The 10,163-nt window shown below is 40.3% G+C and carries 8 protein-coding genes; all 8 read left to right on the forward strand.

The annotated features are described in order from the left end of the window. Positions 1-643: 643 nt before the first annotated feature. Genes M3204_RS18135 through M3204_RS18170 form a run of 8 tightly spaced genes read left to right on the forward strand, consistent with a single transcriptional unit; the run spans position 644 to position 9,758 of the window. Positions 644-1,858, forward strand: coding sequence for an aspartate aminotransferase family protein (locus M3204_RS18135; RefSeq protein ID WP_285857058.1), 1,215 nt, complete (start codon positions 644-646; stop codon positions 1,856-1,858). After that, complete coding sequence (locus M3204_RS18140) at positions 1,855-3,138, forward strand: FAD-dependent oxidoreductase (RefSeq protein ID WP_251485386.1); 1,284 nt, start codon at positions 1,855-1,857, stop codon at positions 3,136-3,138. Before M3204_RS18135 ends, M3204_RS18140 begins: the two co-directional genes overlap by 4 nt. Next, positions 3,131-3,838 carry a hypothetical protein gene (locus M3204_RS18145; protein WP_251485388.1) on the forward strand — a complete coding sequence of 236 codons (708 nt, stop codon included), beginning with the start codon at positions 3,131-3,133 and terminating at the stop codon, positions 3,836-3,838. Before M3204_RS18140 ends, M3204_RS18145 begins: the two co-directional genes overlap by 8 nt. Continuing rightward, on the forward strand, positions 3,825-4,490 hold the full coding sequence (locus M3204_RS18150; RefSeq protein WP_251485390.1) for an HAD family hydrolase: 666 nt from the start codon (positions 3,825-3,827) through the stop codon (positions 4,488-4,490). Before M3204_RS18145 ends, M3204_RS18150 begins: the two co-directional genes overlap by 14 nt. Beyond that, positions 4,487-5,677 carry a GNAT family N-acetyltransferase gene (locus M3204_RS18155; RefSeq protein WP_251485392.1) on the forward strand — a complete coding sequence of 397 codons (1,191 nt, stop codon included), beginning with the start codon at positions 4,487-4,489 and terminating at the stop codon, positions 5,675-5,677. Before M3204_RS18150 ends, M3204_RS18155 begins: the two co-directional genes overlap by 4 nt. Beyond that, positions 5,674-6,924 carry an ATP-grasp domain-containing protein gene (locus M3204_RS18160; protein WP_251485394.1) on the forward strand — a complete coding sequence of 417 codons (1,251 nt, stop codon included), beginning with the start codon at positions 5,674-5,676 and terminating at the stop codon, positions 6,922-6,924. The genes M3204_RS18155 and M3204_RS18160 overlap by 4 nt, the downstream gene beginning before the upstream one ends. Positions 6,925-6,939: 15 nt before the next feature. After that, a complete protein-coding gene (locus tag M3204_RS18165; RefSeq protein ID WP_251485395.1) occupies positions 6,940-8,505 on the forward strand; it encodes a class I tRNA ligase family protein in 1,566 nt (521 codons plus the stop codon). After that, positions 8,502-9,758: an MFS transporter gene (locus M3204_RS18170; RefSeq protein WP_251485398.1), complete on the forward strand. Its 1,257-nt coding sequence runs from the start codon at positions 8,502-8,504 to the stop codon at positions 9,756-9,758. The genes M3204_RS18165 and M3204_RS18170 overlap by 4 nt, the downstream gene beginning before the upstream one ends. Positions 9,759-10,163: the final 405 nt, after the last annotated feature.

The following is a 10,163-nucleotide window of genomic DNA, read 5'->3' on the forward strand; positions in this document are numbered from 1 at the left end:
GCAGTTGGTAAGTCCTACCTGAATAGTTCCATGATGCTCAGCAGCTTATAGGCGTTAGTGGAGAAATCTGTAACTCCCTTTGAGGAGTGAGAGCGAGCTTGTCGAGGCTTGGGATATTGATGAAGAATGGAAGTGAGGAAGCTTCATCTTTCAACTCTTTTTCTAGAAACCTACAACTTGAAAAGTGGAAGATTTCTTCGAACAATACGGGTATACAATAGTTTCTTCGATCACTTCAAAACTAGCAACAGAAAAGCGTATGATTATCGCATTTAAGGTATCTGGAGATTTGTTAATTTTATGGCGTAATTGAAAAAGTATTTAGCGAAATATTACTAAAAGAATATTTTTTTATAAAAAAGCTATAAAAAAGCTAGAAAATATCTTTATTTTAATGAATATGAACAATTAAACCCATTAGAATAAGTTGGTGAATCCTGCCGAATCCCATATATTGTTGTTGTTGTCAGAAAATAAAAAAATATTGATGGGTAGCTCTTATAGATACGGCTCTCCCATATAAAGTATTTATTTGAAGTGACAAACAATATATTTCGAGGTGAATAATTTGGCGGAAAATACAATTCTATCACTAGAATCCAGCGATCCTAGTGCAGTTTACTATCCGGTATCAGATGTGAAAATGGTAAGAGGAGAAGGGATCTATTTATTCGACGCAGATGGACGTAAATATATCGACTGCGCTTCTGCGACTTTTAATTTAAGTTTAGGTTATAGTCACCCGAAAGTGATTAATGCAATTAAGGAACAAGCTGACCAATTGATTCATGTTACTTCATCCTTTCAAACGGATGCTATTAATAAACTTTCTAAACGTTTGGTTGAATTATCGCCTGAAAGAATAACCAAGGCACATTTAAAGGTCTCGGGCGGGTCTGTAGCAAATGAAGGTGCTATCAAGATGGCACAAAGAGCTACTGGTAAAAGAGATATCATTTCCTTATTCCGCAGCCACCTGGGACAAACTATGATGACCGCGAACCTTTCTGGAAATGCATTCCGCAGAGCGAACTCTGCATTAGCGATTCCCGGTGGCCTTCAGGTTCCAGATCCTTATTGTTACAGATGCTTTTATGGACAAGACCCTTCATCATGTAACTTCATGTGTGTTCAAAGGTTAGATGATTTTCTCGAATATGCTAGCAGTGGAAATGTTGCTGCAATTATGGTTGAACCGATTTCAGGTAATGGTGGAAATATTGTGCCGCCAGCCGGTTATTTTCAAAGACTGCGTGAATTTTGTGATAGGAACAATATCAAACTTATTTTGGACGAAATCCAAACGGGAATTGGCCGTACTGGGTATATGTTTGCTGCTGAATATTTTGATGTGGAACCGGATGCTATAACAGTAGCAAAAGGCCTTGGAGGTTCCGGTGCCCAAGTTGCAGGTATCCTGGCTAGTGATGAACTTGGTGGTCTGCCGTCCCATGAACATTCTTTCACTTACGGAGCCAACGTACTTTCGGCTGTAGCGGCTTTGACTACTCTGGATGTTATTTCTGATCCATTATTCTTGGAAAATGTCCGAGCAACTGGTTCTTATATCCTATTTAGATTAGAAGAAATGAAAAAGAAATATTCCATTATCGGGGATGTTCGTGGAGTAGGTCTGATGATTGGTATAGAAATCAACGATGCTGATGGGAAGCCTGATTCAAAGCTGACAAACTGGCTGGCAGATAAGGCAATGGAATATGGACTGGTCATTCGTACTTCAAGATATGGTTTTGGAAATGTTCTTAAGATCCGTCCACCATTAATTCTAACCATGGAAGAAGCTGAGATGATTTGTGAAGGATTTGAATCACTTATTCGAGAAGTGTCTAAAGTATGAGTGCGACAGATCTTTTGAAACCGAACCAGCATCCTGAAACAGGAACAGAAGAGTGGGACTTGGCGATTATTGGCGGAGGGTTCAGGACAACTACTTTTCTATCCTATGCTCCAGAACTATTAAAACACCGTATTACCATTATTGAAAAAGGAAATGTTATAGGCCCCGGAGCGTTCCAGGACTATACAATAACGACCTCCTCTGCTGGGGGAAGTATGTTGAAAAATATCAGTTTTAGAGGGCCATTTGAAAAACTTAGAAATAGTTTGCCTGTAAATACGATATCTGCATGTAAAGATCCTGTACGTACGGCAGACCTTTCTAAAGCTTTAAGTGAGATCGGTGATATCATCAGTGATTCTTTGGATCAGCATGCACTCAGGAAGAATACTTGTGTGAGCAAAATAGAGCTGGACACTGAAGGAAAAATGGTCACCCTTCATGTTGATAGAGGCGAAACAATCCATGCAAAGCATGTCCTTATCGCAACCGGCAGGTATGAAAGACCTCATAAAGAACTTGCCGCTTGGCAGAGCAAGGTGATGCTATCAGGATCAGTAATAAGTAAAAAGCATCGAAAAAAAATAGCGGAAAAAATATCTTTAATCGGAGATCTTCCTATTGTTATCGCTGGATGTTCCCACAGTGCAATGTCCGCCCTTCAGGTGATTTTGGAAATTTCTGAAGAAATTCAACAAGAAAATCCTGTATATAAAAGGCCTGAAATTATTGTGCTTCAAAGGAATTTGACCCCCTTGATGTATGAGAGTAAAGAGCAAGCACATACCAGCCAAGTGATTGGAAGGGAGCGGATCTTTAATCCTCAAAGGGATATTTGCCCCGAAACTGGCATTGTCTTTAGGGACTCAGGATTGCGACATAAATCCAAGGAACTTTACTGCAGTTTATATGAAGGGGAAATAAGGGGAGCAACCCTTTTAAATGTAAAAGCAATTAATGATGCATCAAGTATTTTGGATAATTCTGGCTTCATCATCCAAGCTTTAGGTTACTACGGAAATGTTCCGGATATCTATGAATCTGATAAGCTTATTCGCTCTACAAATTCTAATGGTCGCTTGTTTGCTGATGAAGAAGGCTGTGTGGTGATTGGTGGGAAGAAATATGACAACCTTTCAGTTATTAGAGTTGAGCCGACTCCTGTGAATAGCAAAGATAATGCAGCATACGGCAGTGGTCTTTATGAAATGATTTATGCCCGCCTGGATAAGATGCTAACCGCAGCAAATGAAAGCAGACAGGTGGCGAAATATGAGTAAAGACAAGCGATCAGCAATCATCCTGAGTATATGTTCTGCCATTATCCAAAAAAAGCAAGGGAGTCAACCGCTGGTAGTAGGGATAACTGGCATAGACACCTCGGGAAAAAGCAAGTTAATCAAAGAATTAGCGGACCAATTAAGAAGGATGGATCAAGACGTCCAAACGATACATGTTGATAATTTTCATAATCCGAAATCTCAAAGATATAATGAAAATTTATCCGAACCAGATCAATACTTCCAGTTGAGCATTGACTTCAATTTTCTTAAGCAGTCTTTGCTGGAACCAATAAAACAGCTGGGCAAGATTGAAATTGGGATTGATCATCTGGATTTGGAGTCTGACACCGTATCGGTTCATAAACACTATCGAATAACTCCAAATACAATCATTTTAATAGAAGGTGTTTTTCTCTATCGGCCTGAGACACGTCCTTTCATAGACTTCTTTATATTTTTGAAAATAAACGAAGAAACCGCTCTTCAGCGTGCCTGGATACGTGACGTTCCTTCACAAGGGGAGGAAGTGATCGGGAAGTATCATACAAAATACTTTCCTGCTCAACGGAGGTATTTGGAAGAATATCGTCCTGACCTAGTTTCAGATATAGTAATCGACAACTCAAACCTGGACAATCCTCAAATCGTGATTTGGCCCGAGTCAATGCCTGCGGAGGTGGCAAATGAAAACAAGTAAATTTTCCGGTGTTGTCTTTGATCTTTGGAACACACTAGTCCCATTGCCTAACCATCTTAAGGAGCAGGCATTTAGAGAAACTTCAGCCACCCTCGGCTATGACGACAATGAGTTCCAAAGTCCATGGGCAGTTACTCGTACTAAAAGGGAAACAGGGGATTTACTAGAGTATTTATATTGGCTGCGAAATGAATTAAGCGCTGAATGGTCCAATGAAACAATCAATGCAGCTATGGAAGTACGCAAGACGATTCATGGATCAGCTTTTCTCAATCCAGATCGTGAAGCGATTGAAGTTTTGCGCACTTTAAAAATGAATGGTTATAAGGTTGGCCTTATTTCTAATTGCAGTAGTGATGTAAGGGATATGATTACGACTTCAGAGCTTGGTCAGTACATCGATACCCTTGTACTATCATCAGAATTGGGCATCATGAAACCTGATGAAAGAATATTTAAACTTGCCGCTTCAAAATTAGGAGTGTCCTGCAGCGAGTGCTTATATATAGGTGATGGGCATGATAATGAACTTGAAGGTGCTGAAAATGTGGGAATGGAAGCAGTTTTGATTGATAGAGGAGATGGCCGAAAGTGGGATAAAAAGGTAGTGAACAGTCTTTCTTCTATTTTAAAGGAGGTTGGATTGGCTTGATTTTTACCAATTCTACTGAAACGAATGACGTGAATTGCAAGCATATAATCAGCATTGTCAATTCACTTGATGAGATTGCGGAAGAGGAGTTTCTGCCTCTTTCGCAAGGCCGTTCATTCTACGTTAGCAGACCATGGCTACTTGCCATCGAACGTTTGCGTGGCCGTGATACTGCCTATATTACATCTCGGGATCGTACTGGGAACTTATTAGGGGTGTTGCCTATTTATTGGGGGAAACCAAGTACACGAGGATACTATGAACCATATAAACGTTTCTTGGAACGCTCCCAGGGGGAGTTCAACGAGAAAGATTGGTCTCCCTCCTTTATCATAGGTTCACGTGCTGCCTACTCTTGTGAGTTCCTTCTTTCAAATGATATAGAGCAAGCCGAGCAAAATGAAGTATTGAAGGCAATGCTTGAGTTTGCTGAAGAGTTTCGCAAGGAATGGGGTTCAGCTTCAACGTCTGTCCTTTATATGACTGATTCCGGCTCTATGCAATTGAAAAAGAACATTACGAACCCCGCCTTTTTTCTTGCTGGGGCTCATGCTGTCCTGGAGATAAAATGGAAATCTTTTGACGAGTACCTAGCTCACTTGAAAGGGAGGGACAGGGTAACAGTACGCAGGGAGGAACGAGTATTTTCTTCGGCGGGCTATCGCATTGAATCAGCCAAATTGGGAGATTCAATAGATGTTTTTGCAGAGCTATTTGCAAACCATGAAAATAAATATGGCCACAAGACTACTCCCCAGAAGGAAGCGATAGAACTGAATACTCTTGTTGATACTGCAAATGAGTATAGCCATGTATTGGTTTTAAAGCTGGGGGAACGTGCTGTAGGATGCATATTGTTATTCCTATGGGAAAAAACGATCTATGCGAGGACAGTTGGATTCGATTTCAGCCTAGTTGGCCAAGCGTTTGAATATTTTAATTTAGCATATTATGAGGTTATCCGTTTTGCTATAGAAAATGGTTTTCGACATGTTGACTATGGAATGGGGACTTACCGTGCGAAGCTAAAAAGGGGTGCTAATCTAAAACCGTTATGGGGATATGTGAACTCAGAAGGTCATCCAACTCCATTCGAGGATTCAAAATTTAAAGATTGGAATAATGAACGCATAGCGGCTGTTCATCTCGAAGATGCCACAATATTAGAAAGGATACAATTCCCATGAAATCTATACTCGTAACGAATACTGGTGACAGAGTCCATGCCAAAGCTCTGGCTGCGCGTCAAGATTTACATGTAACATTTGTGACTGAGGAAAGATTTGTCAGCATGTACGCTCCAAACACTGACATTATTATCGTGAAAAATTTGAACAATCCAACAGAATCTGCAAACGAGGTATTAGCTCAAAGGGATTGCAATATGTATGAAGCTGTCTTGGCCCTATCAGAACGGGCTGCTCCTACTGCAGCATATTTACGGGGATGTCTAGGGCTTGAAGGCCCTTCTTTTGACACTGTTATGAATTGTACAAATAAATTTGCGATGAAAAGGCAGTTTGAAAAAGCTGGAATGCCTACAGCAGCTTTTTCACTAGCAAGCTCTGTTCAAGAGGTATTGACATCAGGAAATTCAGTTGGATGGCCAATCATTGTGAAACCAGTTTTGGGTGGCGGTACCGACGCTACTAAAGTGTTTTTCTCAGAATATGAACTTTTTTCAGTGGAAGGAAAAGAATATTTTGAAAGACTTCATAACCCATTGACTACTTCGGAAAAAGAGTTTCCGGTCATTGTAGAGAAATTCCAAAAGGTCACAGCCGAACTGCATTGTGATGGTTTTATTGAAAACGGAGAAGTGATTTTTGTACAAGTATCGCAATATTTAAAACCAGTACTCGAATACACTTCAGGAGGCATCTATGGCTCCTTTACACTGGATCACAACGACCCTGTTGCTAAAGAAGTGGCAAAAATGCATGAGAAAGCTGCTAAAGCTGTGGGCATTAGTAATGGGGTTACTCATTTTGAAGTATTCCTGACAGAAGACGGCTTACTCGCAGGTGAAATCGCATGCAGACCAGGTGGGGGCGGAATACGAAAAATGCTCCGTTTTATGAATGGATTTGACAGCTGGGATGCACATATTGCTGTTTCCCTTGGAGAGAATTACAGTTTTAAGACTATATCAGGCAGCAAAGAGCAACTTGCGGAACTTATGCTGCCAGTAAAAAGAGGTAAGATTAAGTCTGTAAGTGCAGCTGATGATTTTGAATCCTTACCCGGATTACTTGAGGTGGAAATGAGGGTTAAGTCTGGGGATGTAATCGAGGGATTACTCGATTCCTCAGCGATCAGCGGTATTTTATTCGTTAAACTTAGTGAATCAAATACCATCCAGAAAGTGATCGAATCTGTTGAGAATATATTTTCTATCGAAGTGGATAATCTTGTTTATTCAAATACACAATAAAAGGATGTTTAAGGAATGAATAAAGATGTTCTTATCGTACCTATGCAGCCAACTCCCAATGGTCGTATGCATATTGGTCATGGGTCTGGCACATACCTGCGTTCCGATGTTTTAGGTCGAGCATTACGTGTCAGAGGGCATGCAGTTAGTATTATCTCAGGAAGTGATGCTTTTGAAAACTGGATCCTTGCTGAATCTAAAAGAACAGGGAAGTCTCCTGATTCAACCTGTGATTTTTATCATGAAGCCATCATGGAGGATCTCAATAATCTTGATATTCATTTGGATGAATGGATTGATCCACGTTCTCCAGAGCATTTTCCAGGTTACTTGGAAACACATGAAAAAATCCTTACTCGCTTGTACGAAAAAGGAAACGCAAAATTAGAAAGCGAACGAGTCCCATATTCCAAGGAATCTGGCCAAGCGATGATGGGAACATGGATTTCAGGTAAATGCCCTCATTGCCAAAAGCCTTGCGGTGGAAGTTCCTGTGTGTATTGCGGTGCGCATTTCCAGCCTGAAGAGATTATTGAGCCCACATCTCGATTGGATAACAGCACTTTGGAATGGATTTTAACTTCAAATTGGTTTGCTAGACCAATAGACTCAAAGCAAATTCTCGATTCTTTAAAGAAAAGCGGAGTGAAACCATCTTGGTTGAAGGCCGCAGAAGAATACCTTTCCCATTCTGGGGGACGAATCAGATTGTCCGGTCCTGGTACATGGGGGATAAAAAGCAACATGGTTCCTGAAGGCTTTGTTTTAGCTAATCCTTATTATTTGTACAGTGTGTATTGCGGAGAAGTTTATAAAAGTAAATTAGGAACAGAGCTGCATCCTTTCGATTCTGATAGTGAAGTTTCAGTAATAGGGGTTTTTGGCAGCGACAATTCCACTCCAGGTCTAGTAGCCCCGCATGTCATTGCTCAAGGATCAGATGGGCTTCTTAAACCATTCGATATGACCATCGTTAATGGCATGCTCTTTTTAGAAGGTCAAAAATGTTCTACGAGTAAACGCCATGGTATTTGGCTAGACGAAATTAAAGAGAGTAACACAGGAATCAGCTCTGATGAACTACGGTTCTTTCTTTCACAAGTTCCATTAGATGAGGGTGTTGCAGATATAACATTGGATGAGATGGTTCACACGATTCTTATGTATCGCAAATGGTATCAAGAAATATTAATTCCTGCTATTCATTCAGTTTCAGAGAATAAGTACTCTATTAAGTATTCAGATTCCCTGGAAAGGGCTATTTCAAGACAAACTCAAATGTTAAGTCCATCCCAATTCGATTTAACAAAGGTTGTTTCTGTATTGAAAGATTGGATGTATGAGGAGCCGAGTGACAAAGGTGAGTGGCTGCTAGGTCTCTCATTGTTAGGCGCACCTATATTCCCGAAGCTATCCCAGCAAATATGGTCCCAGCTAGGATTAGTGAAATCACCGAATATAGAAGAAATTCCAGATGAAGTTCAAGGTCATTTGTTGCCAGAGAGTTTTGTTCAAAACTCAAATGAACTTTCTGTAAGTAAATTAAAACCTTTCGTTCATTTAACAGAAGTGCATATATGAGTAAATTAAACAAACACTCAAAATTGTTGCTCTTACGTACTCGTCAACTTCGCCATTTATTGTTTGCCCGCAGCATCTCTATATTGGGTGACATGTTAACGCCGATCGCATTAGCGTTTGCTGTGTTGGACTTCTCAAACTCGGCTTCTGCCCTGGGTATTGTTCTTGCAGCGAGGGCCTTACCAAGCTTAGTGCTAATGCTCTTTGGAGGAGTTATTGGGGATCGTTTTCCACGCAGGATGATTATGATCCTATCAAATATCGTTGGTTTCATTACACAGGGGTTGATTGGATTCCTATTAATCACAAATGAAGCGACTGTTTTGAACGTTGCAATATTGACTGCGATTAGAGGGGCAACAGGCAGTTTTTTTAATCCTGCATCTACAGGGGCAATTGCACATGTAGCGCCGAATGGAAAAAGGCAGGAAACATTCGCTTTATTTGCCATTGCAGGTAATATCGCTGAAATTTCAGGGCCAGCTTTGGCAGGTGCAACCTTAATGTTTGTTTCTCCAGGCTGGGTGCTTGTTGCAGATGCATGCACTTTCTTAATAAGTGCCCTCTTGATCTCAGCATGTGGTCCGCTAGGAGAGCCGAATGGTAAAAAGAAGGCTTCCGTGATTTTTGAGCTTAAAGAAGGTTTGAGCTATGTGCTTAAAAAGCAGTGGTTAACCGTTCTTATTTTAAGTGCTAGTCTATTTCAATTCTTCTTATTATCCAGCCTGAATGTACTTGGTCCGTTAGTGGCAAATAATCAATTGGGCGGAGCCCAGGACTGGGCCATCATTACCACCGCATTGGGGCTTGGCAGCATTACAGGCAGTTTCCTTGCAATGTATTATAAGCCGAAAAATCCTTTATTGATGGGATACCTTTTTATGTTATTTGGCTCAGGTCCAACATTATTTTTATTATCCATGCCTGCTCCATTGGAGTTTATCGTAGTTTCTGAATTTCTTTCTGGAGTGGCCATATCATTTTTCAGCACGCTTGAATCAGTGGCTATTGCACGATTTGTACCAAATAATCTTTTGTCACGTGTTGATTCAATTAATAGATTTGGCTCTTTGGCGTTAAAACCTTTAGGGATGGCGATGGTTGGTCCAGCCGCAGCATTTATAGGTGTAGAAACCACTCTGATTTTCTGTGGTGCCATCTCGCTTCTGGCGGTTGCTTGGCCGCTCGCCGTTCCAAGTATCCGGAAGATTAATCTGAATGATGAATCAATCGAAGAAATTCAGGTAAGTTAACATTAAGACCTATCCAGCAAAAGGATTAAGAGAGGTATAGCATATCTTCAGCTATACCTCTCTTAATCCAAAGACTTTTTCAGATTCAGGCATTAATAATACCTAATTCGTGTTTTTTAAAGTTGTACTCTTCTAAGGTACTTTACGAATAAATATTTAAGAAAGAGTTTTTAAAAATTGGTAAACCTTCCGATCTAAGCATGTTTTCTTATAAATGGAGAATAGGTTGCTCGAACTTTAGACCACACGCTGCCAAAGGAAAAATAGAGTTAATTAGATTCAAAAAAGGATTAATCTAGTTTGCAATAATATAAACTGTCACTGTTGTGAGACTAATCGAAACCCGTTAAGTGAAAACATAACGGGTTGATTAAGATTCCATCATTTTCTTGGACATCTAATCTA

This window comes from Mesobacillus subterraneus, assembly GCF_023715485.1.
Taxonomy (GTDB): Bacteria; Bacillota; Bacilli; order Bacillales; family Cytobacillaceae; genus Mesobacillus; species Mesobacillus subterraneus_B.

Bases quoted from the DNA above. Each gene is read 5' to 3' on its own strand.
- M3204_RS18135 (WP_285857058.1), top strand. From the start codon at position 644: ATGGTAAGAGGAGAAGGGATCTATTTATTCGACGCAGATGGACGTAAA.
- M3204_RS18140 (WP_251485386.1), top strand. From the start codon at position 1,855: ATGAGTGCGACAGATCTTTTGAAACCGAACCAGCATCCTGAAACAGGA.
- M3204_RS18145 (WP_251485388.1), top strand. From the start codon at position 3,131: ATGAGTAAAGACAAGCGATCAGCAATCATCCTGAGTATATGTTCTGCC.
- M3204_RS18150 (WP_251485390.1), top strand. From the start codon at position 3,825: ATGAAAACAAGTAAATTTTCCGGTGTTGTCTTTGATCTTTGGAACACA.
- M3204_RS18160 (WP_251485394.1), top strand. From the start codon at position 5,674: ATGAAATCTATACTCGTAACGAATACTGGTGACAGAGTCCATGCCAAA.
- M3204_RS18165 (WP_251485395.1), top strand. From the start codon at position 6,940: ATGAATAAAGATGTTCTTATCGTACCTATGCAGCCAACTCCCAATGGT.
- M3204_RS18170 (WP_251485398.1), top strand. From the start codon at position 8,502: ATGAGTAAATTAAACAAACACTCAAAATTGTTGCTCTTACGTACTCGT.